Origin of the sequence: Geodermatophilus chilensis (assembly GCF_002802985.1) — a bacterium.
Taxonomy (GTDB): Bacteria; Actinomycetota; Actinomycetes; order Mycobacteriales; family Geodermatophilaceae; genus Geodermatophilus; species Geodermatophilus chilensis.
Map to the genome: position 1 here is coordinate 1 of NZ_NVPT01000024.1, position 26,491 is coordinate 26,491.

The window sequence follows — 26,491 nt, forward strand, 5'->3', positions numbered from 1 at the left end:
CGGCGTGGGGCTGGGCTTCGGCGCGCAGCGGGTGGTCGGCGACGTGCTGGCCGGCTTCTTCATCATCACCGAGCGGCAGTACGGCTTCGGCGACGTCGTCTCCATCTCGGTGGTGGGTGGTGGCGACGCGGCGGAGGGCACGATCGAGGACGTCACGCTGCGGATCACCCGGCTGCGCTCCCCCAACGGCGAGGTCATCACCCTGCCGAACGGGCAGATCGTGAAGGTCGTCAACCTCTCCCGCGACTGGGCGCGCGCCGTCGTCGACGTCCCGGTGCCGACGACGACGGACGTCAGCCGGGTCAACGACATCCTCAAGGAGGTCGGCGCCGAGGCCTTCCGCGACCAGCGGCTGCGCCCGCTGCTGCTCGACCCGCCGAGCGTGATGGGGGTCGAGACGATCGACCTCGAGCAGGTCAACGTCCGGATGGTGGCCCGCACGCTGCCCGGCAAGCAGTTCGAGGTCGGTCGCGACCTGCGCGCCCGCGTCGTCCAGGCGTTCCGGCGGGCCGGGCTCAACGTGCCGGCGCCGACGGGGCAGCTCTCCACGTCCCCGGACGGTGTCCGGTGACCACGCCGGAGACCAACGGCCCCGGCGAGCCGCCCCGCGAGCTGTCGGTGAGCACCGCGCCGCCGCCCGCGCCGCGCCGCTGGTGGTCCTCGGTGCCGCACCACCTGGGCCGTGCGCGCACCTCGACGGTCGTCCTGGTGCTGCTGTTCGTCGGGCTCTACACGCTCTACCTCTACGTCCGCCCACCGGACCCGCCGCCGACCCCGACTCCCGTGTCGACCGTGCAGACGCCGGCACCCTCCGCGCCCCCGCTGCTCCCGACCGCGCCGGCCGAGCCGACGACGACGGCGCCCGCCACGACGACGACGCCGTCGCCGACCTCCGCCGTCCCGACCCCCTCCTCGCCTGGCGGGGAGACCACCACTCCGACGCCGACCACGGCCGAGGAGGAGCCGACGGCGACGCAGGCGCCGACGACCGCCGCGCCGACGGTGACGGGCGCGCCGGGGACCTGACGGTCAGAAGCGGGTGACCACCGCGATGCCGGGGTCCCGGCCCACCGCAGCCAGCGCGGCACCGGCCTCGTCGAGGGCGAGTTCGCGGGTGACCAGCTCCCGGGGCCGCAGCCGGCCGGCGGCGATGAGGCCGAGCAGCTCGGGATAGGTGTGCGCGGCCATGCCGTGGCTGCCCAGCACCTGCAGCTCGCGGGCGACGACGAGGTCCATCGGCACCGCGGGGCGTCCCTGGGCCGGCGGCAGCAGTCCGACCTGCACGTGCCGGCCCCGCGGCCGCAGCGAGCGGATCGAGTTCTCGCAGGTGACGGCCGCGCCGAGGGCGTCGAGGGAGACGTGCGCGCCCCCGCCGGTCAGCTCGGCCGTCGCGGTGGGGACGTCGGTGCCGCCGTCCACCGTGTGCTCGGCGCCGAGGCGGGCCGCCAGCTGCAGCGCCGCCGGGGAGACGTCGACGGCGACGACCCGGGCGCCGGCGGCGACGGCCACCTGCACCGCCGACAGGCCCACCCCGCCGCAGCCGTGCACGGCGACCCACTCGCCGGGCCGCACCCGCGCGACCTGCGCCACCGCGCGGAAGGCCGTGGCGAAGCGGCAGCCGAGGCCGGCGGCGGTGGCGGCGTCGAGCCCGTCGGGCAGCGCGACCAGGTTGACGTCGGCGGCGTCCAGGGCGACGTACTGGGCCATCGAGCCCCAGTGGGTGAAGCCGGGCTGGGTCTGCCGGGTGCACACCTGGTGCTCGCCGGCGGCGCACTGCGCGCAGCGGCCGCAGGCGTTGACGAACGGGACGGTGACGCGGTCGCCCACCCGCCAGCGCCGGACCTCCGCGCCGACGGCGACGACGGCGCCGGCCAGCTCGTGCCCGGGCACGTGCGGCAGGACGACGTCCGGGTCGTGCCCCTGCCAGGCGTGCCAGTCGCTGCGGCAGACGCCGCTGGCGCCCACCTGGACGACGACGCCGTCGGGCCCCGGGTCGGGCGCGGGGACGTCCTGCACGGTCAGCGGGCCGCCGAAGGACTCGAACACGAGTGCGCGCACCCCCGCAGCCTCCCCCAGGCCGCTGCCTACGCTGCAGGCGTGCCCGGCCTCACCGTCCCCGCCCGGTTCTGCGGCCCGCCGGGCACGGCCAACGGCGGGTGGCTGGCGGGGACGCTGGCCGCGCTGGTCGACGCGCCCACGGTGAGCGTCCGGCTGCGCCGGCCGGTGCCGCTGGAGCGGCCGCTGGCGGTGCGGACCGACGGGACGGCCGAGCTGTACGACGGCGCCGAGCTGCTGGCCCGGGCCGAGCCGTCGTCGCTGGACCTCGGGGTGCCGGCGCTCGCGTCGCTGCCGTCGCTGCCGGAGGCGGCGGCCGCGGTCGAGGCGCTGCCGCTGTGGGAGGACCACCCGTTCCCGGGCTGCTGGGGGTGCGGTCCGGAGCGGCCGGCCGGCGACGGCCTGCGCACCCGGGTCGGTCCGCTGCCCGGCCGGCCGGAGCTGTGGGCGGGGGTGTGGCGGCCGACAGCGGAACTGCCGGCTGCCTCCGGTGTCGCCGCACCGGCCTCCGGTGTCGCCGCACCGGAGACGGTGTGGGCGGCGCTGGACTGCCCGTCGTTCATGCCGCTGACCGGGCGGACGTCGGGCCCCAACGTGCTGGGCACGATCACCGCGCGGCAGGACCGGCCGGTGCCGGTGGACGCCGACTCCGTGCTGCTGGCCTGGGTGCTCGGGCGCGACGGCCGGCGGTCGACGACGGCGTCGGCCCTGGTGGGGCCGGACGGCGAGGTGGCCGCGCGGGCGCAGGCGGTGTGGTTCGCGCTGCCGCCGTCGGCCTAGTCCATCGCGTCGCCGGGCGTCTGCCCGGCCGGCGGGAGCGGGGTGCGGACGATCGGGCGCACCTTGCGTGCGCTGTCGAGCCGCTCGGTGTAGCTGGCGGCGTTGCCACGGATGTGCAGCGCGTCGTCGTCCGTGGCCTGCCGGATGACCTTGGCGGGGACGCCGGCGACGAGCGAGCCCGGCGGCACCTGCGTGCCCTGGGTGACGACGGCGCCGGCGGCGACGATGGAGCCCGAGCCGATGTGCGCGCCGTTCATGACGACGCTGCCCATGCCGACCAGGACGTCGTCGTCGATGCGGGCGCCGTGCAGGACGACGCGGTGGCCGACGGTGACGCCACGGCCGACGACCAGCGGGAAGCCGGGGTCGGAGTGCAGGGTGCAGCCGTCCTGGATGTTGGAGCCCTCGCCGATCTCGATGACCTCGGCGTCGGCACGCGCGACCGCGCCGTACCAGATGCTCGACCGCGGACCCATCGTCACGGCCCCGACCACGACGGCCGTCGGCGCGACGAACGCCTCACCGTCGATTCGCGGGGACCCGAACGGCAACTCGGCGATGTAGTTCTCGGCCACGGGCGACAGCACAGCACAGGGCCGCCCGAGATGCACCGCGGCCCGCTTCGCCCGTACATCTCCCGGCCGACTTCTCGAGGGTCCGTCCCTGGGCCCTGGGTCGGTCACCGTCCTCCACCGGGTGGCCACGGCCGCCACCGCGCCCGTTCACCCGTGCAGGCTCGCCGTGGGGCGCTGTCCGGACGGTCAGTCCGCGACGCCGGCCCGCTCCTGCCAGAACCGCGCGTCGCGCCGCCGCCACAGCAGCATGAGGACGACGCCGGCGGCCATGATCGCCACGCCGATCACCAGCGGCGGCCCGAGCCCCAGCCACGCCTCGCCGGTGTAGCTGTTCGCCGGGTCGGCGAGGTCGCGCACCGACAGCACGAGCAGCCAGACCAGCATCGCGGCACCCGCCAGCGGCCCGACGCCGAGCAGCAGCAGGTCGCGCAGGCTGTGGGTCAGCCGTCGGCGGAAGTACACGGCGCAGGCGATGCCGGTCAGCGCGTAGTAGAACGCGATGAGCAGCGACAGCGCGGTGATCGAGTCGAACAGCGCGTTCTCCGACAGCGCGCTGACGCCCAGGTACCAGGCCACGGCGATGCCGGCGACCCACCAGGTGGAGACGTCCGGCGTCCGGTATCGCGGTGAGATGGACCCGAACCGGGCCGGGAGCGCCGCACGGCGGGCCATCGAGAGCCCGGTCCGGGACGCCGGGATGATCGTCGTCTGCGTGGAGGCGATCGCCGAGGTGGCGACGGCGAGCAGCACCACCCAGTCCCAGCTGCCGAGCACCCGCTCGGACAGCAGCGCGAAGACCGCCTCCTCCTCGCCGGCGTTCTCCGCCAGCCAGCCGGTGCCGGCGAAGCAGACGACGGCGACCGCGACGCCGAGGTAGGTCGCCAGCAGGACGACGGTGGAGAGCACCCCGGCCTGGCCGGCGGCGCGCCCACGCGTCTCCTCCGTCAGGTTGACCGCCGACTCCCAGCCCCAGTACGCGAAGACGCCGAGCAGCAGCCCGCCGGTCAGCGCGGCGCCGCCGGCTCCGAAGGGGTCCAGCCAGGACCACCCGGGGGTCAGCGCGCCGAACGGGCTGTCCCCACGCAGGCCGCGCACCAGCGCCACGACGGCGAAGGTGGCCAGCGCCAGCGTCTGCGCGACGATCAGCCCCTTCTGCACCCGGGCGGACAGCTCGGTGCCCAGCACGCACAGCGCCGCCATGACCAGGACGAGCAGCACGGTCAGCCCCAGGACGACGGGCGTCGAGGACTCCCAGCCGTCCAGCCCGACCGCGAGCAGGGTGAACCGGACGCCCACCTCGGCCAGCGACCCCACCACCAGGACGCCGGTCATCGCGATCGCCCAGCCGCCGATCCAGCCGGCCCACGGGCCCATTGCGCGGGTGACCCAGGAGAACGTCGTCCCGCAGTCGGGGTCGGCCCGGTCCAGCGCGGCGAACGCGGCTGCGATGAGCAGCATGGGCACGAACGAGGCGAGGAGGACGCCGGGCGCGTGCACCCCGACCAGCGCCACGACCGGCCCGATCACCGCGGCCAGCGAGTAGGCGGGCGAGGTCGCGGCCAGGCCGACGACGAGGGCGTCCCCGAAGCCGATCGCGTCGGGGCGCAGGGTGGGCGGGGACTCCGCAGCCGCGGTCACGGCCGGCGACGCTACGGGCGCCGCTGCCCGTACTGACGCCGGGCCCCTGCGGGGGCCTTCCTCAGAGGATGCGGCGCGCCCCGGCGTAGTCGCCGATGTCCACGGTGGTCACCGCGACCGGCATGCCGGTCTCCCGCGCGTGCACCATCTTCCCGCCGCCGACGTAGAGGCCCACGTGGTAGATCACCGGGTTGCCGAAGAAGACGAGGTCACCGGGCTGCAGCTCGCTGCGCGAGACGGCGGTGCCCATCCGCGACTGCGCGCGGCTGGAGTGCGGCAGGGAGACGCCGACGGCGGCGTAGGCGTGGCTGGTCAGGCCCGAGCAGTCGAAGCCGTCGGGGCCCGTGCCACCCCACACGTAGGGGTCACCGACCTGGGCGAGGGCGGCCTCGAGGACGGCCCCGACGTCGCCGCTCGGGGCGGCGGCCACGACCGCGTCGACGTCGGCGGTCAGCGTCGGCCCGGCGACGGCGGTCCGGACGGCGGCCTGCTCATCGGCCGAGAGGCGCGCGTAGTCGCTCTCGTACTGCTGACGACGCTGCAGCACCTCGGCCCGCTGGCGCTCGAGCTCGGCGAGCGACGCGGTCGCCTGCGCGGCAGCGGCGTCGGCGTCGGCCCGGGCCTGCTCGGCGGTCCGCTGCGCGATCGACACCTCGGCCAGCAGGCCCTCGGTGTGCGCGGCGATGAGGTCCAGCGTGGTCATCTGCTGGACGACGTCCGCCGCGGACTCGGAGGTGAGGAAGGCGGCCATCCGGGACTGCGACGTGCCCGCTGTCTGGGCGATGGCCGCCAGCTGCGGGCCGTAGCCGGCGAGCACGGCCGCGGCCTGGGACGCCCGCGCGCCGGCGTCGGCCGCGGCCTGCTGCTGCGCGGCCACGGTGAGCTCGGCCTCGTGGACCTGCTCGTCGAGGGTGGCCACCTGCTTGCTGGTCTCGGCGACCAGCCGCGCGGCGTCGGCCGCGGACCCCGGGGCGGCGCCCGCGGTGGCCGGGGTCAGCAGCACGGCCACGGCCACGGCCAGGGACAGCGGGGTGGCGGCCAGGGTGGCGCGCGACCAGCGCCGGCTCGTCGTCCGGTTGCGGCCCATGTCCGGCCCCCTCTCGCCGCGCCCCGCCCCGGGAAGTGGGCGGTGTTCCGAGCGCGTAAGCACGCACCGTAAGGACACGACGTCAAGGGGTAGGGGGCGGCGCGCGGACCGCCGGCGGGGCTCTACACCTCAGCCGTCACAGCGGCCTCGGGAACCCCGTGCGACGCGGGAGGACCGGCTACCGGCGGCGGGGCGGAGCGGAGCCGGAGGGGGTGCGGTCCGGCGCGAGGGGGACCAGCAGGTCGGCCACCGCGCCGGTCACGAAGGAGTAGACGGCCTTGCCGCCGAGGTCGACGACCTGGTCGCGGCGCGACCACGTCCACGGCGGCGCGCCGACGCCCGTGACGTTCTCCAGGGTCTGGTCGGTGGCCAGCCGCACCGACGTGTGCCAGGCCGAGGCGCGCCAGCCGCGCAGCCCGCTGGCCGACCACACGCCGCGGAGGGCACCGACGAGCGCGCCGGTGCCCCAGTGCATGAGGTGGTTGCGCACGAGCGCGCGCTCCGACCCCGGTAGTCGGCGGCGGGTGGTGAGCGCCGTGAGGGTGCGCCCGGGCACGTAGGAGTCCGGGCGGTGCGTGACGGACTGCTCGACCTTCTCGGCGAGCGTCATGGCCGCGGTGCCGGCAAGGCCGGCGAGAGCACCTCGGAGAGCAGCGCGTCCCAGCATGGGGACCGCCCTACCCGGACCGGGGTGCCGAGGAACCACGACCCGGCCCCGCGAACGTGGCCGGTCGGGTGGCGCACCCGGCGGACCCCCTGCGGCGTCCCGCCGCGAGCGCGTGAGGCGTGGGGAGGAGGTGGCCCTCGTTCAGCCGGCGAGCGGCTCGGGGGCGTCGATGCCGGCGACCAGCTGCAGGTCGCGGACGATGGCGGAGAGCTCGTCGGCGGTCCACGGCTCGCAGCAGTCGCAGCCGTCCTCGCGGTAGCTCACCAGACCGAGCAGACCCTCGGCCTGGTCCTCGGCGATCGCCAGGCTGCCGGCGAAGGGGTGGCGGTGACAGGCGCACGCCGAGGCGCACAGGCCCAGCCCCCACCCGGAGACCACGACGGCGTTCCCGTCGTCCCACACCCTGCCGACCTGGAAGACCGACGGCTTCTGAGTCCTCGTCACGGAACCCTCCCCTCACCGGTCCGGCTGCGCCGGAGCCCGTCCGTTGCGAGCGGAGAGCCTTCGTCCGCTCGGTGCACGTCTCGGCGTGCGTGCGGGGTGGTAAAGCCGAAGGTCCAGCAGCCCGCGGGACAGACGGTAGGCGGGCAGACGCGGAACGTCACGACGCCATGCGGGACGACTGTGACGGACCGGTCGCTCCGCCCCGCGAGCCCCACGCGCACCAACCGTCCGAGCCTCCGACGTCGAGTGGTGGGTGGCCGTGGTCTCCCCACAGCGGAGACCACGACAACCCACCACTCGACGCGGGACGGGCGCTAGCTGGCGGGCGACACCGAGCTCATGTTGTAGTCCGGGACCCGGACGGCGGGCATCGCGGCGCGGGTGAACCAGTCGCTCCACTCCCGCGGCAGCGTGCGCTCGGTGCGGCCGACCTCGGTGATCCGGCCGAGCAGGTCGACCGGCGACTCGTTGAACCGGAAGTTGTTCACCGCGCCGGTCACCTCGCCGTTCTCGACGAGGAAGACCCCGTCGCGGGTGAGCCCGGTGAGCAGCAGCGTCTGCGGATCGACCTCGCGGATGTACCAGAGCGTCGTCAGCAGCAGCCCGCGATCGGTGGCGGCGACCATCTCGTCGAGGGACGCCGTGGCGCCCGGCTGCTCGAGGACGAGGTTGTCGACGGCGGCCGTGGCCGGCGCCGTCGTCTTCAGCGCCCAGGCGCGCGGCCGGATCAGGTTGGTCAGCACCCCGCCGGAGATCCACTCGACCGCCGGCGTCGCCATCCCGTTGTCGAACACCGACGCCGACCCCGACGAACCGCTGACCACCTGGAACGGGCACGCCTCCAGCCCCGGCTCGAACGGGTCGCTGCGCAGCGTCAGCGGCAGCGCGGCCAGCCGCTCCCCGATCCGGTTGCCCCCGCCGGGCTTCGCATAGACGTTGCGGCCCTCGTCGGCGTCGCGGGCCTCCATCGTCCAGTACGCGTAGATCATCAGGTCGCTGACCGCCGAGGGCGGCAGCAGCGTCTCGTAGCGCCCCGCGGGCAGGTCGATGCGGCGCTGCGACCAGCCGAGCTTGCGCTGCACATCGGCGACCAGGCCGGCCACCGAGACGTCGGCGAAGTCCCGGGTGCCGACGCCGGCCCACACCGAGCGGCTCATGTCGCCGCTCTTGCCGTTGAGCTCCACCCGGCCGCTGGGCTGGTCGTGCCGCAGCCGCAGCCCGGTCGACGTCCCCACGTAGGTGGTGCTCATGCCGTGCTCGGCGTAGCCGAAGAGCAGCTCGTCGCGGTCGCGGGCGCCGCCGAAGGCCTCCCCCAGCGCGGGGGCGAAGTCGCGGAACACCCCGATCGAGGTCTCCGCGGGCTCGGCGTCCCAGTCGCCGGCGCCGGGCGGCGGCTCGCCGACCAGCGGGACGGCGTCCTCGGCCGGGCCGGCGTCGCGGGCGGCCTGCTCGCTCGCGGCCACCAGCTCCTCGACGTCCGGGCTGCCGGTGCGCGCCACCGTGCCGGCCGCCATCCCGGCCCCGCCGTCGACGAACGAGACGACGACGACCTGCCGGGAGCGCATCGAGCCGTTGGTGGTCAGGCTGTTCTCCGCCCACCGGAGGTTGGCCTCGGAGCTCTCCACGACGAAGGTGACCTGCCCGTCGGCGGTGGAGGCGGCCAGCGCCTTCTCGACGACGTCCTGCGGACGCGACCAGCTCATCGCCCGGCCTCCTGGACGGTGTTGAGGATGTTCACGTTCTCGAACAGCGCCACCGGGCAGCCGTGGCTGACCGGGGCGACCTGCCCGGGCTGGGCCTTGCCGCAGTTGAACGCCCCGCCGAGCAGGTACGTCTGCGGACCGCCGACGACGCGCATCGAGCCCCAGAAGTCCGTCGTCGTCGCCTGATAGGCCACGTCGCGCAGCTGACCGGCCAGCTTCCCGCCCTCGATCCGGTAGAACCGCTGGCCGGTGAACTGGAAGTTGTAGCGCTGCATGTCGATCGACCAGCTCTTGTCGCCGACGACGTAGATGCCGCGCTCGACGCCGGCGATGACGTCGGCGGTCGAGGGGCCGTCGGGGGCCGGCTGCAGCGAGACGTTGGCCATCCGCTGCACCGGCGTGTGCTGCGGCGAGTCGGCGAAGGCGCAGCCGTTGGAGCGGGCCATGCCGCCGAGCCGCGCGGTGTTCCGGTCGACCTGGTAGCCGACCAGGACGCCGTCCCTGACGATGTCCCACCGCTGGCCGGCGACGCCCTCGTCGTCCCACCCGATCGTGGACAGCCCGTGCGGGGCGGTGCGGTCGCCGGTCACGTTCATCACCGGCGAGCCGTACTGCAGCGTGCCCAGCTTGTCGACCGTGGCGAACGAGGTGCCGGCGTAGGCGGCCTCGTAGCCCAGGGCCCGGTCGAGCTCGGTGGCGTGGCCGATGGACTCGTGGATGGTCAGCCACAGGTTCGACGGGTCGACGACGAGGTCGTAGCGACCGGCCTCGACCGAGGGCGCCTTGGTCTTCTCCGTCAGCAGCGACGGGATCTCGGCGATCTCGGCGCGCCAGTCCCAGCCGGTGCCGGTCAGGTACTCCCAGCCGCGGCCGGCCGGCGGCGCGACGGTGCGCATGCTCTCGAACGCGCCGGTGGTGCGGTCGACGGTGAGCGCGGTCAGGTCGGGGTGGATGCGCACCCGCTGCTGGCGGGTGCGGGTGCCGGCGGTGTCGGCGTAGTACTTCTGCTCCTTCACCGCCTGGCAGACGGTCTGCACGTGCTCGACGCCGTCGGCGGCCAGCAGCTGCTCGGACAGCTCGGTGAGCAGCCCGGTCTTCTCCGCGTCGGGGACCTCGAACGGGTCGACGTCGTAGTCGGACACCCAGACCGCGTCGGGGTACACCGGCTCGGGCGCGAGCTCGACGCGGTCGCTGTTCACCGCCGCGGACACCTGCGCGACCGCGACCGCCTCCTCGGCCAGCCGCACGGCCTCCGCCGCGGTGAGGACGACGCCCGCGGCGAAGCCCCAGGTGCCCTCGTACACCACGCGCACGGCCAGGCCGAGGTCCTCGCCGTCGGCCAGCGACTCCAGCCGGGCGTCGCGCAGGCTGATCGACTGGGTGCGGATCCGCTCCACCCGCAGGTCGGCGTGCTCGCAGCCGAGGTCGAGGGCCCGGGTGAGCGCGGCGTCGGTCAGCGCGGAGAGCGGGAGGGCGAGGAAGGACGCGTCCACGTCGCGGGAGGCAGCCACCGCCCCTGTCTACCAGCCGGGGTCGGCGGCGGTTTCCGCGGAAACCGCCGCCGACCCGGCGAGCGCACGGGCGATGCGCCGCGCGGTCCGGCGGGCGTCGCGGTCGACCCCGTCCACCAGCCCGGAGTTCAGCCGGGTCTGGAAGGGCAGCCCCATCCAGTGCAGCCCCGGCACCGGCGCGGCGCCGCGGTCGTGCCGGGGCGCGCCGTCGTCGTCCAAGGCGCCGGGGACGTCGACCCAGTCGACGCCGGGCCCGAACCCGGTGCACCACAGCACGCTCGCGACCTCCAGCGTGCTGCCGTCGGACAGCCCGACCCGCGTGCCCGCGCCCGTGACGACCCGGTGCGGCAGCACCCGCAGCACGCCGCGCCGGCGCAGCCGGTCCAGCTCTCGCCCCACGATCGCGTCACCGCGGGCCCGCGCCCGCCGGGTCACCCAGCGGTCCCGGTCGGCGTTGAGCACGCCGGTGACCAGCAGCCAGTCGAAGAGGCTCACGCCGAGCACCCGGGCGGGCAGGTACCGCGGCTCCCGGGCGCTGGCCACGGTGACGTCGTGGGTCGCCGACAGCTCGACGGCGAGCTGCGCGGCGGAGTTGCCGCCACCGACCACCAGCACCGGCCCGGGCGGGACGTCGTCCGGCGTCCGGTAGTCGGCCGAGTGCAGCTGGGGAACGGCGAGGTCACGGGCGGCGGCCGGCACGTGCGGACGGCGGAACGCCCCGGAGGCGACCACCACGTGCCGCGCGCGGACCTCGCCCGCCGGCGTCTCGGCGCAGAACCCCTCGCCGTCGTGGGCCAGCCGGGTCACCGGCGTCCCCGTGCGCACCGGCAGGCCCCACCGGCGGGCGTGGTCGCGCAGGTAACCGGCCATCTCGTCACGGGACGGCGTGGGCGTCGGGCCGGGCGGGAAGCGCAGGCCGGGCAGGGCCGAGAACCGGCGCGGGGTGAACAGCTGCAGGGAGTCCCAGCGGTCCAGCCAGCTCTGGCCGACCTCGCCCGCCTCGAGGACCAGCACGTCGCGGACCCCGGCCCGGTGCAGGTGGTACGCCGTCCCCAGGCCCGCCTGCCCGGCGCCGACCACGAGGACGTCGGTGGCGGAGGGCGCGGACACGGGCCCATCGTCGCCCACCCCTACGCTCGCGGGGTGCGACGGTGCGGGGTCTGGGCGGTGCTGGCGGCGGTCCCGGTGCTCGCGTCCTGCGGCACGGAGGGCCTGGACCGGCCGTCCACCGAGGCGTGCGACGCCCTGGCCGCCTGGGCCGCGGCCGGCAACCCGGCCGACCAGCGCGCCGAGGTCACCGCCCGGGTCGGCGACCTGCTCGAGCAGTCGCATTCGACCCCGCTGACCGACTCCTTCGAGCGGTTCCGCGACACGCGCGAGGAGGACCTCGACTACGCCGCGGTCGTCGAGGCGGGCGCCAACTTCCTGCGGGCCTGCAACGACCACGGCTGGGAGCTCTCCCAGGGCTGACGCGTCGCCGGGCGCGGGGACTGCGCCTAGCGTCGGGGGACATGCGCAGCCGGGACGAGAGCGTGGACCTGCTGGTCGTCGGCGGCGGGACGGCGGGGATGGTCGGCGCGAAGACCGCGGCCGGCCTCGGCGCCCGCGTGCTCCTGGTCGAGCGCGACCGGACCGGCGGCGACTGCCTGTGGACCGGCTGCGTCCCCTCCAAGGCGCTGCTCGCCGCCGCCGACGCCGCGGCGGCCGTCCGCGCGGCCGGCCGCTTCGGCGTGGACGTCGGCGAGGTGCGGATCGACTTCGGCCGGGTGCGCAAGCACGTCCAGGCCGCCATCGAGACCATCCGGCCGGTCGACTCGATCGAGGCGCTCGAGGCCGCTGGGGTGTCCGTCGCGACCGCGGACGCCGTCCTGACCGGCCCCGACACCGCCACGGTGGGCGGACGCACCGTCCGCTTCCGGTACGCCCTGCTCGCCACCGGCGCCGCCCCGCTGCTCCCACCCGTCGACGGCCTCGCCGACGCCGACCCGCTGACCAGCGAGACCGTCTGGGACGACCTCACCGAGCTGCCCGGGCGGCTCGCCGTCCTCGGCGGCGGCCCGATCGGCTGCGAGCTGGGCCAGGCGTTCGCCCGCCTGGGCTCCGCGGTCACCGTCGTCGACGGCGCGGACCGCCTGCTCACCAAGGAGACCGAGGAGGCCGCCGCGCTGGTCACCGCCGCGCTGCGGCGCGACGGCGTCACCGTGCGGACCGGCGCCGGCGTCACCGCCGTCCGCGACGGCGCGCTGCGGCTGGCCGACCGGTCCGCGGTGCCCTTCGACCGGCTGCTGGTCGCCGTCGGCCGGCGGGCGCGCACCGACGGGCTCGGCTGCGCCGCCGCCGGGGTCGAACTGCGCGACGACGGCACGGTCGTGGTGGACGGCGCCCTGCGGACGACGAACCCGCGGATCTGGGCCGCCGGCGACCTCACCGGCCACCCGCAGTTCACGCACACCGCCGGCGTGCACGGCAGCCTCGCCGCGGGCAACGCCGTCCTCGGCCTGACCCGGCAGGTCGACCCCGTCGTCCCCCGGGTCACCTACACCTCGCCGGAGGTGGCCTCGGTCGGCGTCCCGCCCGGCGAGGGGCACCGCGTCCGCCGGGTGGACCACGGCCACGTCGACCGGGCGGTCGCCGAGGGGATGACCGACGGGTTCACGGCGCTGGTCCTGGACCGGCGCCGCCGCATCGTCGGCGCCACCGTCGTCGGCCCGCGCGCCGGGGAGGTGCTCGGCGAGCTCACCCTCGCCGTCCGCCGCGGGTTGACCACCACCGACCTGGCCGGCACCACGCACGCCTACCCGACCTACAGCGGCGCGGCCTGGGACGCCGCGGTCGACGACGTCCGCTCGCGGCTGGCCGGGCCGGTGGTGCGGCGGGTGCTCGAGGCGGTCGTCCGGCTCCGCGCTCAGCGCAGCGCGCGGTAGCCCGCCCGGATGCGGTGGGCAGCGCTGATCCCGACCAGCGCCGCCCACACCCACGCGACCGGCTCGGCGTACCCGGGCAGCAGCAGCCAGAGGGCGTGCGCGAGCACGGTCTCGGTGCCCTCGGCCAGCCCGCCGAGGAAGGACAGCGAGCGGCCGTCGTCGAGCTGCCGGCCGGCCCGCTCGGCGATCGAGGAGAACGCGAGGAACGCCGCGCCGTTGACGTAGTAGGCCAGCAGGACGGCGAGGAAGGGCAGCCACGAGGCGCCGACGCCGGCCGTGGCGCCCACCGCGACGCCGACGACACCCGCGCCGTAGACGACGAAGTCGGCGGTGATGTCGAAGAAGCCGCCGGCACCCCCGTCGCCGGGGTCGCCGGCCTCCCGGCGGCGGCGGGCCAGCGGGCCGTCCAGGCCGTCGGCCAGCCGGCAGGCCAGCCAGAGCCCCAGCGCCGGCCCCCAGAGCTGGGCCGCGGCGGCACCCGCGCTGGCCAGGCCGAGCACCAGGTTGGCGCCGGTGAGCCGGTCGGGGGTGATCCACGGGCGGTCCAGCAGGGCGGCCGCGCGGGCCAGCGGCGCGTCGAGCACGGCCCGGGCGGTCGAGTCGAGCACGGCACCCCCTGCTCCGGACGGTCACGGGCGGCTTCCGGCGCGCGCGCCCGGGTCGATGGTGCACGATCCAGCGGGGCCGTACCCGGGCATCCGCTCGACCCGCCCGCAGCGAAGTCCCTCCAGCGGCGGCCCGTCCGCCGTCCCCTCGAGTGGAAGGCACGCCCGTGGCCGCAGCACGTCGTCCGATCGCGGCCGGTGCCGCCCTGCTCGCCCTGGCCGGCTGCGCCGCGCCCGCGAGCGAGGCGCCCGGGGCAGCCGACCGGCCGTGGGACGAGGTGCTCGCCGCAGCCGAGGGGCAGACTGTCGACCTGTGGATGTACGGCGGCGACGAGGCCGGCAACGCCTACGTCGACGACGTCCTGGCGCCCGCGGCCGCCGAGCTCGGCGTGACGCTGCGCCGGGTGCCGGTCGCCGACACCGGCGACGCGCTGGACCGCGTGCTCGCCGAGCGGCAGGCCGGGACCACCGAGGGCGACGTCGACCTGGTGTGGGTCAACGGCGAGAACTACGCCGCGGGCCGGCAGGCCGGCGCCTGGTTGTGCGACTGGGCGTTGGACCTGCCCAACCGGCAGTACACCGACCCCGGGGACCCGCTGCTGCAGAACGACTTCGGCGTCCCGGTGGAGGGCTGCGAGTCGCCCTGGCACAAGGCCCAGTTCACCCTCGTGTACGACTCCGCACGGGTGCCCGAGCCGCCGACGACGCTGGCCGGCGTCCTGGACTGGGCGCAGGCCAACCCGGGCCGGTTCACCTACCCGGCGCCGCCGGACTTCACCGGCTCGGTGTTCGTCCGGCAGGTGCTCACCACCGCCACCGGGGGTGCCGGTGAGGTGCCGCTGGAGTACTCGCAGGAGGCCTACGACCAGTACGCGCCGGAACTGTTCGACCGGCTGGCCGAGCTGGCGCCCGCGCTCTGGCGCGAGGGCTCGACCCACCCGCAGTCGCAGCAGGAGCTCGACCGGCTCTTCGCCGACGGCGAGGTGGACATGACCATGACCTACGGGCCCGCCACGCTCATCGACCTGGTCGCCGACGGCACCTTCCCCGACACCACGCGGGTGCTGACCCTCGAGGAGGGCACCTTCGGCAACGCCAGCTTCCTGGCGATCCCGTCGACCTCCGGCGACTCCGCCGGCGCGCAGGTCGTCGCCGACCTGGCGCTCTCGCCCGCGCAGCAGGTCGCCAAGGCCGACCCGGGCACCTGGGGCCAGTTCACCGTGCTCGACCTCGACCGGCTGGACGAGGCCGACCGCGCCGCGTTCGAGCAGCTCCCGCCGTCGCCGGTCGTGCCGCCGTACGAGGAGCTGTCGCGCAACGCCCAGCCGGAGCTGTCGGCCGAGTGGGTCGCGCCGCTGGACGAGGGGTGGCGCCGGTCGGTCCTGGCCTCGTGAGCCGGGCCCAGTGAGCGTGGCCCCGTGAGCGGGGGGACGGCGGGACGGCGGTGGGCGGTCCTGCTCGTCCTGCCCGCCCTCGTGCCGGTCGCGGCCGTCGTCGGCGCCGCGCTGGTCTCCGCCGTCCTGCTCAGCCTGGGCCTGACCCCGCTGGTCGGACAGCCGCGGCTGTCCCTGGACGCCTGGCGCGGCGCCGCCGGCGACCTGGGCACCGCCACGCTGCTCTCGCTGGGCATCGCCGCAGCCGCCACGGTCGTCGCGGCGGCGGTCGGGCTGTGCCTGGCGCTGGCCGCGACCGCCGTCGTCCGCCGCAGCCGGCTACTCGGGGCGCTGGCCGCGCTCACCATCCCGGTCCCCCACCTGGTCGGCGCCGCGGCGATGGGGCTGCTGCTGGCCGACACCGGCTTCCTGCCGCGGCTGCTCGGCGTGTCCCCGGACGCCTGGCCCCCGCTGGTGGGCGGCGAGTGGTGGGTGGCGGTGGTCGCCGAGTACGCCTGGAAGGAGTCGGCGTTCGTGGCGCTCGTGGTGGGCGGCGTGCTGGCCTCCCGGGCCCGCTCCTACGACGAGACCGCGGCGCTGCTCGGCGCCGGCCGCTGGGCGCGGTTCCGGTTCGTCACGCTGCCGCTGGCCGCGCCCGCGCTCGGTGCGGCGTCGGCGGTCACCTTCGTCTACACGCTGGGCTCCTACGAGGTGGCCGCGCTGCTGGGCCGGCCCTTCCCCGAGCCGCTGCCGGTGATGGCGGTGCGGCTGGCCGGCTCCATCGACCTGACCGTGCGCCCGCAGGCCGCCGCGGTCGCGGTGACCACCGCGGTGCTCGCACTGGCCGCCGTCCTGCTCGCCCTGCGGGCGCTGCGGAGGCTGTCGGCGTGGGACTGACCGCTCGTGTCGCCCGGGCGGCGCTGGCCGCCTGGCTGCTGCTGCCCCTCGTTCCGCTGGTGCTCTGGGCGGCCGCCGACCGGTGGACCGCCCCCGCGGTGCTGCCCCAGGCCTGGGGGACGGCGGGGCTGCGCGACGCGGTCGACGCCGGCGCGGGGCCGGCGTCCCTCCGGTCGACGGTGCTGGGTCTGGTGGTCGCGGTGCTGGCCACCCCGCTGGGCGCGATGGCCGGGCGGGCGCTGGCGACGTACCGGGTGCCGGTGGGCGGTGCGGTGCTCGCCGCGCTGCTCTCCCCGCTGGTGCTGCCGCCGTTCGCCGTCGCCCTGGGCCTGGACGTGCTGCTGCTGCGGCTGCGGGTGCCGGAGCCGGTGGGCGTTTTCCTGCTGCTCACCGTGGCCGCGCTGCCGTACACGACCGTGCTGATGCGGGCGGCCTACGCGGCGCACGACACCGGCTTCGAGGAGGAGGCGCGCACCCTCGGCGCCACCGCCCGGCAGGCGGTGTTCCACGTGCAACTACCGCTGCTGGCCCCCGCGCTGGCGGGTGCGGCGTTCCTGGCCTTCCTCGTGGGCTGGAGCGACTACGTCGTCACCCTGCTGGTCGGCGGCGGGCAACTGGTCACGCTGCCGCTGCTGGTCGCGTCAGCGGCCTCGACGGTGGGCAACGAGGCGCAGGTGGCGGTGCTTTCGCTGTCGTCGGTGCTGCCGCCGCTGGTGCTGCTGGTCGCGGTCGGGCTGGTCGGACAGCGGGGCCGGGCGTGAGCGGCTCTGCGACCGGGCCGGCTCGGCCGGGCGGGAGCGAACCCATGACATCGAGCGGGATGCTGCGCCTGGAGGAGCTGACCCGGGTGCACACGGCCGGTCAGCCGCCGGCGCTGGACGGCTTCACCCTCGACGTCCCGGCCGGCTCCTGCGTGGCGGTGCTCGGGCCGTCGGGCTCGGGCAAGAGCACGGTGCTGCGGCTGACCGCCGGCCTCGACGCGCCGACCCGCGGCAGCGTGCACCTCGACGGCCGCGACCTGACCGGCGTCCCGCCCGAGCGGCGCGGCATGGCGATGGTCTTCCAGCGGCCGCTGCTGTTCCCGCACCTGTCGGTCCGCGACAACGTCGCCTTCGCCGACCGGGTGCGGGGTGTGCCCCGGCGGACGGCGCGGGAGCGCGCCGAGGAGTACCTGGGGCTGGTGGCCCTCGGCGGGTACGGCGACCGGCCGGCCCGGTCGCTGTCGGGCGGGCAGGAGCAGCGGGTGGCGCTGGCCCGCGCGCTGGCCGCCGAGCCCCGGGTGCTGCTGCTCGACGAGCCGTTCAGCGCACTGGACACCGCACTGCGCGCGGAGATGCACGACCTGCTGACCGACCTGCGCGTGCGGCTGGACCCGACCGTCCTGCTGGTCACCCACGACCCCGCCGAGGCCGATGCGCTCGCCGACACCGTCGCGGTGCTCGACGGCGGCCGGCTGCAGCAGACCGGCCTACTGCGGGAGCTCTACACCGCGCCGGCGTCCCTCGCGGTGAGCCGGCTGCTCGGCGGGCGGACCGAGGTCGCCGGCACGGTGCGCGACGGCGTCCACTCCTCCCCGCTCGGCGACCTCCCGCTGCCGGGGTGGGTGCCGGACGGGCCGGGCGTGCTCGTCGTCCGCCCCGAGGCCGTGCGGGTGACCGCGCCCGGCGATCCCGCGGCGGACGTGACCGGCACCGTCGTCCGGGTGCGCCGGCGCGGCCTGCGGGCGCTGGTCGTGGTGGAGGTGCCGGGACCCGGCGGCGTGCCGGTGGAAGCCGAGCTGGGTGCCGGGGAGGAGCTCCCGGCCGGGCGGCCGGTCGGGCTGGTGCTGCCCGTCGCCGCCCGCGCCGTCGTCCCGCCGGCGACGACGTCGGCTCCCACCGGCGCGCGCCCCGGGACGTCACGCGCATCGGTCGGCGGCGGTCCGGGTAGGCGCCGACCATGAGCGAGGCGACGGACGACGGCATCGGCAAGGTCGCAGCCGCTGCTGCGGAGAGCGGTCGGATGGGCCAGCGCTACCTGGCGGCGGGCTCGAGGGTGGCCATGCGGCTGTGGGACGGGCAGCCGTCCAGCGACGGCAAACCCGAAGCGGCGCGGGACTACGAGACGGTGGGCTACGTCGTCTCGGGGCGGGCCCGGCTGCACGCCGGGGATCGGACCGTGGACCTGGGCCCCGGCGACTCCTGGGTGGTGCCGGCCGGGACGGAGCACACCTACGAGATCGTCGAGGCGTTCACCGCGGTCGAGGCGACCTCGCCACCCGCGCGGCAGGCCGGCCGCGACGCGCCGCCCGAGTGACCTGCACCCGGCTCAGACCACGGTGAGCGGCAGCAGCCTGCGCAGCTCGGCGTTCTCGCCGATGTCGAGCACCGAGTGCTGGGCGCAGGCGGGCACCAGCTCGCCGGTCTCCGGGTGGGCCATCGAGTAGGTGCAGGCCGCCAGCCGCTCCTGGGTGGCCCGCAGCTGCGGGTCGTCGGCGACGACGCCGCGGCGCATCATGTCCCAGGCCGGGCCCACGTGCGCGGCGTCCATGAAGCTGTGCACCTCGAAGGTCATCAGCCCCAGCCGCCTCCGCCGGGCCGCGCCTCCCAGCGCCCGCAGGCCACCCACCCGGCGCAGCAGGCTGCGCGCCCAGGCCAGCGCCACGCCGGCGTCGCCGGGGTGGTGCCGCAGCACCCGCAGCACCTTGACGACCAGCAGCAGCGGCGGCGTGCCGCTGAACGCCACGCCGCCGAAGTGGGCGAAGAAGGCGTCGCGGGCGCGCAGCTCGGCCGGCGACGCCGGGTCGACGAACGGGTGCCAGGCGCCGTCGGCGAGGAAGCCGAAGCCCAGCCGGTTGCACCGCGGGTCGCCGAACTCGACGGCCTGGTACGGCACCGTGCGACCCAGCCCCTCCTCGAGCCGCGCCCACACCGCGTCGACGTCCACCGCCGCGTAGGACTCCTTCCAGCGGCGCTCGTCGCCCACGTGCGCGGCCGGCTGGAAGCTCATCATCGAGTAGCCCATGGGCAGGACGGCGCGCACCGTCCCGGCCACCTGGTCGAGGTTGGCCGGCGTGACGGTCATGTTGTGGGCCAAGTAGTAGCGTAGGCCGGTCTCGGCGCGCAGGTCCCGGAACATCTGCACGAAGCGCGCGCGGTGCGGGTGCAGCTCGGCCTCGCTCCGCGGGCGGACGGCGCCGCGGCGGCCACGCATGAGGGAGTCGACGTGCGCCGCGAAGCTCACCCGGTCCAGCCGCAGCCGGCCGTCGTCCCCCGTGACGAGGGTGCGCAGGTACCCGGGGTCGAAGTCGCCGTGGGTCATCGACATCGGCGAGCGGCCGTGCCGGCGCATGGTCAGCAGCGCCTCGGCGTGGTCGTCGGGGGACAGCAGGCCGACCTCGCCGCCGATGAGCTGGGCGTGTGCGTAGGGGCCGCGGCGCTCGCGGAGGTAGGCCATCTGCGCGTCGACCTCGCGCACGGTGTGCCCGCCGTCGACGCGCACCTTGTTCGCGTCGGCCGAGTGGTAGCAGGGCGTGCAGGTCAGGTTGCACTTCGGGAAGACGCCGTGGGTCCCCTCGCACCCGACCGCGTGCCGGCCGAGGCTCTGCGCCGGCGTGCGCACGTGCTCGGGCAGCGCCGCCCAGCGCTCGGCCAGTGCCCGCGCGGTCTCGGGGTGCACCGGCCGGGTCCGCTCCACGAGCCGCCGCCACCCCGCCCGCAGGCGCCCGACCGGTCCGTCCGACATGACAGCCATCCTCACCGCTGGGGTTCGCTGGGGCAGCCCGGGGTGGTTCACGGGCGCGGCGTGGCCCCCGCGCGGCCAGGGTAGACGCCGGGACATGGCCGAGTCCCCTCCGTTGCCGTCCCCGCCGTCCCCCGCCGACGACGTCACGCTCACGTTCGGCGGGAATGCCACCACGCTGCTGCGGCTCGGGCCCTTCACGCTGCTCACCGACCCGAACTTCCTGCACCGCGGGCAGCGCGCCTACCTCGGCAAGGGGCTGTGGACCAAGCGGCTCACCGACCCCGCCCTGCAGCCCACGCAGCTGCCGGCACTGGACTCGATCCTGCTGTCGCACCTGCACGCCGACCACTGGGACCGCATCGCCACCCGCACCCTCGACCGCGGCACCCCGGTGATCACCACCCAGGCCGCCGCCCGCGCGCTGGGCCGGCGCGGCTTCCGGGAGACCGTCGACCTCACCCCCTGGCAGCGGCACGAGCTGAGCCGGGACGGTGCCACGCTGCGGATCACCTCGGTGCCCGGCGTCCACGGCCCGCAGCCGATCGCGAAGCTGCTGCCGCCGGTGATGGGCAGCGTGCTGGAGCTGGTCCGCGACGGCGAGGTCTCCTGGCGGGGCTACATCAGCGGCGACACGGTCTTCCGCCCGGAGCTCGGCGAGGTGCTGCAGCGCTGCGGGCCGCTCGACGTCGTCATCCCGCACCTGGGCGGCACCAGGGCGCTCGGGTTCACCGTCACCATGGACGGTCGGCAGGGCGCGGACCTGGTCGAGCTGCTCAAACCGCCGGTGACCGTGCCGGTGCACTACGACGACTACGACCGGTTCGCCTCGCCGCTGGGCGACTTCGTCCGCGAGGTCGCCGCCCGCCGCGCCCCCGGCGAGATCCGCGCTGTGACCCGCGGCGAGACGATCTCACTGCGGTCCTCCGGACCGCGACCGCGGCCAGGTGCCGTTCCCGACCCGACCTGAGCCGCTGCCCATGTCCCGGTCGGGAGCCCTCCGGGCCCCGCGACCGGTCCACCCGTGTCCGTCACCCGGCGAGGCGCCGGGCGCGGTCGGCGACGTCGGCGCGCAGCTCCTCGGCGTCCACCGTCGTGCAGACGCCGTCGCGCACCACCTGCCGCCCACCGACCCAGGTGTCGCGCACCAGCCGCGAGGTGCCCGACCAGACCAGGTGGGTGAGCAGGTCCACCGGGTCGAGCACCGGCTCGAAGGCCAGGTCGCGGGTGTCGACGTGCACCAGGTCCGCCCGGCGGCCGACGGCGACCTGACCGAGGTCCGGGCGGCCGATCGCGTCGGCGGCACCGCCGGTGGCCAGCCAGAACGCCTCGGCCGCGGTCAGCGCGGTCGCCGAGGCCTCGCGGAGGCGGGCCAGCTGCGCGGCCAGCCGGACGTCGGCCAGCAGGTCCAGCCCGTCGTTGGACGCCGGCCCGTCGGTGCCCAGCCCCACCCGGACGCCGCGGTCGAGCATCGCCCGCACCGGCGCGATCCCGCTGGCCAGCTTGGCGTTGCCGGCCGGGCAGTGCGCGACCGCGACGTCGTACTCCCGCCACAGCTCCAGGTCGCCGTCGTCCACGTGCACGCTGTGCGCGGCCAGCACCCGCCCGCCCAGGACGTCGTGCGCGGCCAGCAGGGCGGGCACCGACAGCCCGTGGGCGGCCAGCAGGTCCGCCCCCTCGCCGGCGGTCTCGGCGACGTGCAGGTGCAGCAGCAGGCCGTGCTCGCGGGCGGCGGCCGCGGCGTTCCGCAGCACGGGCAGGGGCAGGGTGTAGGCCGCGTGCGGGCCGAGGCCGTACTCGACGGCGCCGTCGGCGGGCGCGGAGGTCGCCAGCGTGACCGCGTCGGCCAGCTGCTCGGCCAGCGGTGGCATGCCGGGCAGCGGCAGCAGCGGGGTGGCGACCACTGCGCGGGCGCCGGTGCGGCCGACGGCGGCGGCGATCCGCTCGGGCGAGAAGTACATCTCGACGCTGGTGGTGACCCCGCCGCGCAGCATCTCCGCCGAGGCCGCGGCCATCGCCACCTCGACGTCCTCGGGCGTCAGCCGCGCCTCCCGCGGCCAGATCACCTCGCGCAGCCAGCGCGCGAGCGGCAGCCCCTCGGCCTGCCCGCGGAACAGCACCATCGGCGCGTGCGAGTGGGCGTTCACCAGCCCCGGCAACAGCACCCCGGGGACGGCGACCACCTCGGCGCCCCCGGCGTCCGGGGCGTCGGCGGCCGGGCCGACCCAGGTGAGCACCCCGTCCTCGACGTCGACCGCGGCGTCGGGCACGACCGTGCCGGCGCGGTCCCCGACGACGACGGCCCGGGCGGTGAAGCGCTGCCGCATGGGTGGCGAACCTACCCCGCGGCTGTCCGGTGCCGTCCGGACCGCGCCGTTACCGTGGGGCGCATGTCCCTCCTCGCCGCCGCGGCCTCCTCCGACCAGGGCGGCATCACCGGCTTCCTGCTCGACCTGGTCGAACGGCTCGGCGCGGTGGGCGTCGGTTTCGCCATCCTGCTGGAGACGGTCATCCCGCCCATCCCCAGCGAGGCGGTGTTGGGCCTGGCCGGGGTGCTGATCAACGACGGCCGGCTGTCGATCGTGCCGGTGGTCCTCTTCGCCACCCTGGGGTCGATCCTCGGCGCGGTCTTCTTCTACTACGTCGGCCGGGCACTGGGCCCGCGCCGCTCGCACGCCTTCCTCGACCGGCTCCCGCTGGTCGAGACCGAGGACGTCGACAAGACCTTCGCCTGGTTCGAGCGGCACGGCCGCTCGGCGGTGTTCTTCGGCCGGATGGTGCCGATCGTGCGCAGCTTCATCTCCGTCCCCGCCGGGGTCGTACGGATGCCGTTCGGGCAGTTCGTCCTCTACTCCGCCGCCGGCAGCCTGATCTGGAACGGCGTGCTCATCGGTCTGGGCGTCGCGGCCGGCGACTTCGTGCAGGCCAACCTGAAGTACCTCGACTACGCCGTCGTCGCCGCGGTCGCGCTCGGCATCGGCTACCTGGTCCACAAGCGCTACCGCGACGTGCGCCGGCACCGACAGGCCCGCCGCGCCGGCACCGACGAGAGCAGGTCGGCATGAGCGCGCTGCGCCCCGAGGTCGTCGCCTTCGACGTCAACGAGACGCTGCTCGACCTGGGCCCGGTGCGCGCCGCGCTCGTCGAGCTCGGGCAGCCGGCCGACCTGCTGCCCGCCGTCTTCTCCCGCACCCTGCTCACCGGCTTCGCCGCCGCCACGGCGGGCACCTGGTGCCGGTTCCGCGAGGCGTTCGACGCGGCCCTCGCCCAGGCCACCGACCTGGGGGACGCCGACCGGTCACAGGTGGCCGACGCCTTCCTCGAGCTCGCCCCGCACCCCGACGTCGAGCCCGCGCTGCGCCGGCTCGTCGAGGCCGGCATCCGGGTGGTGACGCTGACCCACGGCGCCCCGGGCGTCGCCGAGGCCGGGCTGGAGCGCGGCGGGGTGAGCGCGCTGGTGGAGCGTTCGCTGTCCAGCGAGGTCATCCGGGCCTGGAAGCCGGCCCGCGAGGTGTACCTGTGGGCGGCCGGGGTCTGCGACGTCGAGCCGGCCCGACTGGCGCTGATCGCATCCCACGGCTGGGACGTCCACGGCGCGCTGCGGGCGGGCCTGACCGCCGCCTGGTTCCCGCGCTCCGAGCGCGCCTACCCGGCCGTCTACGACCCGGCCGCGCTGGTCGCCGGCGACCTGGCCGGCGCGGTCGACGCGCTGCTCGCGCTGCCGACCCCGTGAGGGAGGTCCCGACCCCCCTCGGCCCGGCACGGGTCACCACCACCGGACCCGCGGGCGCTGTCGTCGGCACGCTGGTGCTCGGCCACGGCGCGGGTGGGGGGACGGGGTCGGCCGACCTGGCCGCCGTCACGGCCGACGCCGCCGCGGCCGGCTGGCGGGTGCTCGGGGTCGAGCAGCCCTGGCGGGTGGCGGGTAAGCGGATCGCCCCGGCACCGCCCCGGTTGGACGAGGGCTGGACGGCGGTGCTCACCGTGCTGCGCGAGGAGGGCCGGCTCTCCGGCCCGCTGGTGTTCGGCGGCCGCAGCGCCGGCGCCCGGGTGGCCTGCCGGACGGCGGCCGCGCTCGGGGCCGACGGCGTGCTGTGCCTGGCGTTCCCGCTGCACCCGCCGGGCCGGCCCGAGCGCAGCCGCGCCGACGAGCTGACCGCCGTCGAGCTGCCCCTGGGCGTCGTGCAGGGCGAGCGGGACGCGTTCGGCCGCCCGGAGGAGCTCGCCGCGGTGCTGGCCGGGCGGCCCGGCGCCTCGCTCTACGCCGTCCCCGGCGACCACGCGCTCACCCGCAGCCCGGACGTCGTCGCCCTGGCCGCCGTCGACTGGCTGGGCGCGCTGAGAGGAGCGGTCACCGGCGCGGCCTGACGCCTCAGCGCGGCACCGCGGCGCCGCCGAGGTCCAGTCCGAGCCACGCGGCCAGGTCGGCGAGTTCGTCGCGGACCCCGCGGCGCTCGGCCGCGTCGAGCGGTACGTCCTCGTGGACGGCGTCCACCCGCAGGACGCCGCCCCGGCGGTCGGCCGTGGCGTCGACCTTCCCCACCAGCCGGTCGCCGGAGAGCACCGGCAGCGCGAAGTAGCCCCAGCGCCGGGCCGCCCGCGGTCGGTACGTCTCCAGCACGTACTCGAACCCGAACAGCTCGGCCAGGCGGGTGCGGTCGTGCACCAGGCGGTCGAACGGGGACAGCAGCGCCGTGCGGCCGGCGAAGGGCTGCCCGAGGAGGGCCGGGTCGACCCGCCAGGTCCCGGGGACGCCCTCGACGACCGCCTCCTCACCCGCCTCGCTGACGGGCTCCATCTCGTTGGGCGGGCCGGGGTGGCCGGCCCGGGCGATGCCGAGCGCCCGCAGCCTCCGTCCCTGGCGGATCCGGCGCGCCTCCTCCAGCGGCACGACCGGCGTGTCCGGTGGGTACACCCGGTCGGCGAGGTCCCACAGCCGCTGCTGCCCGCGGCGCCCGGCCACGGCGACCTCGCCGCGCAGCGCGAGGAGCTCGAGCATCTGGGTGACGTTGCGCGCGTTCGTCCAACCGGTCGACGCCCAGGGCACGACGCTGGTGTCCGGGATGTCGCGGGAGGTCAGGGGGCCGGCGTCGGCCAGGCGGGCGAGCACGTCCCGGCGGAAGGGCTCGTTGACCGCGAGCCACTGGCGCGGCTGCTCGCGGCCGGGCCACCGGGCCATGCCGGCGCGGTACAGGCGGAGGTCGGCCATCGGCCGCACCAGCGCGTTGAACTCCCACAGCGTCCGGTCCTGCTCGAGGGCCCGGCGCAGGTCCGCCGGTCGGTGGGCCCGGCCCAGGCGGCTCCAGGCGACGAGGTCCGCACTGGGCGCGACGGCGGCGGTGGGGTCGATCTGCAGCAGGGTGAGGTGCTGCACCACGGCGAGCAGGTCCGACGACCGCTCGGCATCGAGCAGTTGCGCCCGGACGGCGATCCGCCGTGCGTCGGTGGGGCTCAGCCGGTGGACGGTCACGGGCCGGCGACCGCTCGCGCCCTGCCGCCGGAGCAGGCAGGGCACGAGCGGGTCACGGTCAGCGGCGCCGGCGCCGCACGACCAGCGTGACGACCAGCAGCAGCGCCGCGGCACCGGCCAGCGGCGCGGCGTAGCGGGTCAGCGCCGCCCCGCCGGCCACCTCGAGCAGGTCGATCGGCTCGGGCTCGGCGTGCCTGGGACCCGCTGTCCCGGCGGCCGGGGTCGCCGGGGCCGCCGGGGCCGCCGGGGCCGCCGGGGCCGCCGGGGCCGTGGTGCTGACCGGCGGCGGGTTCGGGATGACGGCGGCCGGCACGGTGTCCGCAGCGGCCGGCGCAGCCGCCTCGTCCGCCTTGGCCGCAGCGGTCTTCTTGGCCGCCGCCGCGGTCTTGCGGGTCGTGGCCGCGACCGCGTTGTCCCCCGGCACCTGCTCGGCCGAGGCGGCGACCTCCTCGGCCGCACCGGCCACGGTGGCCGCGGCCTTCTTCGCCGGCGTCGCCTTCTCCGCGGGCGCCGGAGCGGCTGGCGCCGTCGCCCCCGCGTCGCCGGAGGCCAGCTGGGCGGCCAGCTTGTCGGCGAACTGGCCGAGCAGCTTGTTGCCGACGTCGGTCATGACGCCGCGGCCGAACTGGGCCGGGCGGCCGGTGATGTTCAGGTCGGTCAGGACGTCGACCCGCGTGGTGTCGCCCTCGGCCTTCAACTGGGCGGTGATGAGCGCGGCCGCGGTGCCGTTGCCGCGCTGGTCCTTGCCGCGGCCGTCGATGACCGCCTTGTGCGCGGCCTCGTCCTTCTCGATGAAGCTGGCCTTGCCCTGGTAGGTCAGGTTGATCGGGCCGAGCTTGACCTTGACCCGGCCGGTGAAGTCGTCACCGGTGACCGAGTCCAGGGCCGCGCCGGGCATGCACGGCGCGATCCGCTCGATGTCCAGCAGCACCCGCCAGGCTTCGTCGATCGGCACGGGGACGGTGAACGAGTTCTCCAACTGCACGGTGCTACCTCCACAGGTCACGGAGCTCGGCCGGTCCGCCCCCGGGTGAGGGCGGGC

The 26,491-nt window shown here is 76.4% G+C and carries 28 protein-coding genes; 14 read left to right on the plus strand and 14 right to left on the minus strand.

What is annotated here, in order from left to right; all coding sequences use genetic code 11:
- Together CNO22_RS06110 and CNO22_RS06115 are read left to right on the plus strand one after the other, a co-directional pair.
- On the plus strand, nt 1–571 hold a 571-nt coding region (locus tag CNO22_RS06110), incomplete at its 5' end, for a mechanosensitive ion channel family protein (RefSeq protein WP_157936823.1).
- Nucleotides 568–1,026 carry a hypothetical protein gene (locus CNO22_RS06115; RefSeq protein WP_100498458.1) on the plus strand — a complete coding sequence of 153 codons (459 nt, stop codon included), beginning with the start codon at nt 568–570 and terminating at the stop codon, nt 1,024–1,026. The genes CNO22_RS06110 and CNO22_RS06115, both read left to right, overlap by 4 nt.
- 3 nt (nt 1,027–1,029) lie before the next feature.
- On the opposite strand, the gene CNO22_RS06120 is transcribed toward CNO22_RS06115, so the two are convergent.
- Nucleotides 1,030–2,058: a zinc-dependent alcohol dehydrogenase family protein gene (locus tag CNO22_RS06120; RefSeq protein ID WP_100498460.1), complete on the minus strand. Its 1,029-nt coding sequence runs from the start codon at nt 2,056–2,058 to the stop codon at nt 1,030–1,032.
- Between the two features lie 39 nt (nt 2,059–2,097).
- Between CNO22_RS06120 and CNO22_RS06125 the strand changes: the two genes are divergently transcribed.
- Nucleotides 2,098–2,835, plus strand: a complete 738-nt coding sequence (locus tag CNO22_RS06125; protein WP_100498461.1) for a hypothetical protein — start codon at nt 2,098–2,100, stop codon at nt 2,833–2,835.
- On the opposite strand, the gene CNO22_RS06130 is transcribed toward CNO22_RS06125, so the two are convergent.
- The 8 genes from CNO22_RS06130 to CNO22_RS06165 form a co-directional block, all read right to left on the minus strand.
- Nucleotides 2,832–3,410, minus strand: a complete 579-nt coding sequence (locus CNO22_RS06130; protein ID WP_232806837.1) for a gamma carbonic anhydrase family protein — start codon at nt 3,408–3,410, stop codon at nt 2,832–2,834. The two genes, CNO22_RS06125 and CNO22_RS06130, sit on opposite strands and share 4 nt — an antisense overlap.
- A gap of 186 nt (nt 3,411–3,596) precedes the next feature.
- Entirely contained in the window at nt 3,597–5,048 is a 1,452-nt protein-coding gene (locus CNO22_RS06135; protein WP_100498465.1) for an APC family permease, read from the minus strand.
- A gap of 61 nt (nt 5,049–5,109) precedes the next feature.
- Nucleotides 5,110–6,135, minus strand: a complete 1,026-nt coding sequence (locus CNO22_RS06140) for a C40 family peptidase (RefSeq protein ID WP_100498466.1) — start codon at nt 6,133–6,135, stop codon at nt 5,110–5,112.
- 178 nt (nt 6,136–6,313) lie between these two features.
- On the minus strand, nt 6,314–6,745 hold the full coding sequence (locus CNO22_RS06145) for a hypothetical protein (protein ID WP_232806838.1): 432 nt from the start codon (nt 6,743–6,745) through the stop codon (nt 6,314–6,316).
- A 198-nt stretch (nt 6,746–6,943) separates the two neighbouring features.
- Entirely contained in the window at nt 6,944–7,246 is a 303-nt protein-coding gene (locus CNO22_RS06150; protein WP_100498468.1) for a hypothetical protein, read from the minus strand.
- A 314-nt stretch (nt 7,247–7,560) separates the two neighbouring features.
- Complete coding sequence (locus CNO22_RS06155) at nt 7,561–8,949, minus strand: metallopeptidase TldD-related protein (protein WP_100498470.1); 1,389 nt, start codon at nt 8,947–8,949, stop codon at nt 7,561–7,563.
- On the minus strand, nt 8,946–10,460 hold the full coding sequence (locus CNO22_RS06160; protein WP_100498471.1) for a TldD/PmbA family protein: 1,515 nt from the start codon (nt 10,458–10,460) through the stop codon (nt 8,946–8,948). The genes CNO22_RS06155 and CNO22_RS06160 overlap by 4 nt, the downstream gene beginning before the upstream one ends.
- Nucleotides 10,461–10,469: 9 nt before the next feature.
- Complete coding sequence (locus CNO22_RS06165) at nt 10,470–11,570, minus strand: flavin-containing monooxygenase (RefSeq protein ID WP_198588136.1); 1,101 nt, start codon at nt 11,568–11,570, stop codon at nt 10,470–10,472.
- A gap of 33 nt (nt 11,571–11,603) precedes the next feature.
- On the opposite strand from CNO22_RS06165, the gene CNO22_RS28175 reads away from it, so the two are divergent.
- Both CNO22_RS28175 and CNO22_RS06170 read left to right on the plus strand, forming a co-directional pair.
- Nucleotides 11,604–11,930, plus strand: coding sequence for a hypothetical protein (locus CNO22_RS28175; protein ID WP_198588137.1), 327 nt, complete (start codon nt 11,604–11,606; stop codon nt 11,928–11,930).
- Nucleotides 11,931–11,971: 41 nt separating this feature from the next.
- Nucleotides 11,972–13,384 (plus strand): dihydrolipoyl dehydrogenase family protein, encoded by a 1,413-nt coding sequence (locus CNO22_RS06170; protein ID WP_100498474.1) that lies wholly within the window; start codon nt 11,972–11,974, stop codon nt 13,382–13,384.
- On the opposite strand, the gene CNO22_RS06175 is transcribed toward CNO22_RS06170, so the two are convergent.
- Nucleotides 13,366–13,992: a CDP-alcohol phosphatidyltransferase family protein gene (locus CNO22_RS06175; protein WP_100498476.1), complete on the minus strand. Its 627-nt coding sequence runs from the start codon at nt 13,990–13,992 to the stop codon at nt 13,366–13,368. The two genes, CNO22_RS06170 and CNO22_RS06175, sit on opposite strands and share 19 nt — an antisense overlap.
- A gap of 164 nt (nt 13,993–14,156) precedes the next feature.
- On the opposite strand from CNO22_RS06175, the gene CNO22_RS06180 reads away from it, so the two are divergent.
- The 5 genes from CNO22_RS06180 to CNO22_RS06200 are packed head-to-tail and all read left to right on the plus strand — an operon-like array spanning nt 14,157 to nt 18,554.
- On the plus strand, nt 14,157–15,383 hold the full coding sequence (locus CNO22_RS06180) for an ABC transporter substrate-binding protein (protein WP_100498478.1): 1,227 nt from the start codon (nt 14,157–14,159) through the stop codon (nt 15,381–15,383).
- A gap of 24 nt (nt 15,384–15,407) precedes the next feature.
- A complete protein-coding gene (locus CNO22_RS06185) occupies nt 15,408–16,259 on the plus strand; it encodes an ABC transporter permease subunit (protein WP_198588139.1) in 852 nt (283 codons plus the stop codon).
- Nucleotides 16,250–17,020: an ABC transporter permease gene (locus CNO22_RS06190; protein WP_100498479.1), complete on the plus strand. Its 771-nt coding sequence runs from the start codon at nt 16,250–16,252 to the stop codon at nt 17,018–17,020. The genes CNO22_RS06185 and CNO22_RS06190 overlap by 10 nt, the downstream gene beginning before the upstream one ends.
- A gap of 44 nt (nt 17,021–17,064) precedes the next feature.
- The gene (locus tag CNO22_RS06195; RefSeq protein WP_100498481.1) at nt 17,065–18,201 is read left to right on the plus strand and encodes an ABC transporter ATP-binding protein; all 1,137 of its coding nucleotides are present in this window, start codon (nt 17,065–17,067) and stop codon (nt 18,199–18,201) included.
- A complete protein-coding gene (locus tag CNO22_RS06200; RefSeq protein WP_100498483.1) occupies nt 18,198–18,554 on the plus strand; it encodes a cupin domain-containing protein in 357 nt (118 codons plus the stop codon). Before CNO22_RS06195 ends, CNO22_RS06200 begins: the two co-directional genes overlap by 4 nt.
- A gap of 12 nt (nt 18,555–18,566) precedes the next feature.
- Here the strand turns inward: CNO22_RS06200 and CNO22_RS06205 are convergent, their stop codons facing one another.
- Nucleotides 18,567–19,982, minus strand: a complete 1,416-nt coding sequence (locus CNO22_RS06205; RefSeq protein ID WP_157936824.1) for a radical SAM domain-containing protein — start codon at nt 19,980–19,982, stop codon at nt 18,567–18,569.
- Nucleotides 19,983–20,076: 94 nt separating this feature from the next.
- Between CNO22_RS06205 and CNO22_RS06210 the strand changes: the two genes are divergently transcribed.
- Nucleotides 20,077–20,949 carry an MBL fold metallo-hydrolase gene (locus CNO22_RS06210; protein WP_100498485.1) on the plus strand — a complete coding sequence of 291 codons (873 nt, stop codon included), beginning with the start codon at nt 20,077–20,079 and terminating at the stop codon, nt 20,947–20,949.
- Nucleotides 20,950–21,010: 61 nt separating this feature from the next.
- On the opposite strand, the gene CNO22_RS06215 is transcribed toward CNO22_RS06210, so the two are convergent.
- Nucleotides 21,011–22,306, minus strand: a complete 1,296-nt coding sequence (locus CNO22_RS06215; protein ID WP_100498486.1) for an amidohydrolase family protein — start codon at nt 22,304–22,306, stop codon at nt 21,011–21,013.
- A gap of 63 nt (nt 22,307–22,369) precedes the next feature.
- Between CNO22_RS06215 and CNO22_RS06220 the strand changes: the two genes are divergently transcribed.
- From CNO22_RS06220 to CNO22_RS06230, 3 genes are read left to right on the plus strand one after another with little or no spacing between them, the layout of a single operon-like run.
- Nucleotides 22,370–23,044 carry a DedA family protein gene (locus CNO22_RS06220; protein ID WP_100498487.1) on the plus strand — a complete coding sequence of 225 codons (675 nt, stop codon included), beginning with the start codon at nt 22,370–22,372 and terminating at the stop codon, nt 23,042–23,044.
- Complete coding sequence (locus CNO22_RS06225) at nt 23,041–23,712, plus strand: HAD-IA family hydrolase (RefSeq protein WP_100498488.1); 672 nt, start codon at nt 23,041–23,043, stop codon at nt 23,710–23,712. Before CNO22_RS06220 ends, CNO22_RS06225 begins: the two co-directional genes overlap by 4 nt.
- Entirely contained in the window at nt 23,709–24,347 is a 639-nt protein-coding gene (locus CNO22_RS06230) for an alpha/beta hydrolase family protein (protein ID WP_100498489.1), read from the plus strand. Before CNO22_RS06225 ends, CNO22_RS06230 begins: the two co-directional genes overlap by 4 nt.
- Nucleotides 24,348–24,351: 4 nt before the next feature.
- On the opposite strand, the gene CNO22_RS06235 is transcribed toward CNO22_RS06230, so the two are convergent.
- Nucleotides 24,352–25,449: a DNA glycosylase AlkZ-like family protein gene (locus tag CNO22_RS06235; RefSeq protein WP_100498502.1), complete on the minus strand. Its 1,098-nt coding sequence runs from the start codon at nt 25,447–25,449 to the stop codon at nt 24,352–24,354.
- A 58-nt stretch (nt 25,450–25,507) separates the two neighbouring features.
- The gene (locus tag CNO22_RS06240; protein WP_100498490.1) at nt 25,508–26,434 is read right to left on the minus strand and encodes an SRPBCC family protein; all 927 of its coding nucleotides are present in this window, start codon (nt 26,432–26,434) and stop codon (nt 25,508–25,510) included.
- Nucleotides 26,435–26,491 lie beyond the last annotated feature (57 nt).

Bases quoted from the DNA above. Each gene is read 5' to 3' on its own strand.
- CNO22_RS06140 (WP_100498466.1), bottom strand. From the start codon at position 6,135: ATGGGCCGCAACCGGACGACGAGCCGGCGCTGGTCGCGCGCCACCCTG.
- CNO22_RS06195 (WP_100498481.1), top strand. From the start codon at position 17,065: ATGACATCGAGCGGGATGCTGCGCCTGGAGGAGCTGACCCGGGTGCAC.
- CNO22_RS06215 (WP_100498486.1), bottom strand. From the start codon at position 22,306: ATGCGGCAGCGCTTCACCGCCCGGGCCGTCGTCGTCGGGGACCGCGCC.
- CNO22_RS06170 (WP_100498474.1), top strand. From the start codon at position 11,972: ATGCGCAGCCGGGACGAGAGCGTGGACCTGCTGGTCGTCGGCGGCGGG.
- CNO22_RS06225 (WP_100498488.1), top strand. From the start codon at position 23,041: ATGAGCGCGCTGCGCCCCGAGGTCGTCGCCTTCGACGTCAACGAGACG.
- CNO22_RS06220 (WP_100498487.1), top strand. From the start codon at position 22,370: ATGTCCCTCCTCGCCGCCGCGGCCTCCTCCGACCAGGGCGGCATCACC.
- CNO22_RS06145 (WP_232806838.1), bottom strand. From the start codon at position 6,745: ATGACGCTCGCCGAGAAGGTCGAGCAGTCCGTCACGCACCGCCCGGAC.
- CNO22_RS06205 (WP_157936824.1), bottom strand. From the start codon at position 19,982: ATGTCGGACGGACCGGTCGGGCGCCTGCGGGCGGGGTGGCGGCGGCTC.
- CNO22_RS06155 (WP_100498470.1), bottom strand. From the start codon at position 8,949: ATGAGCTGGTCGCGTCCGCAGGACGTCGTCGAGAAGGCGCTGGCCGCC.
- CNO22_RS06210 (WP_100498485.1), top strand. From the start codon at position 20,077: ATGGCCGAGTCCCCTCCGTTGCCGTCCCCGCCGTCCCCCGCCGACGAC.
- CNO22_RS06200 (WP_100498483.1), top strand. From the start codon at position 18,198: ATGAGCGAGGCGACGGACGACGGCATCGGCAAGGTCGCAGCCGCTGCT.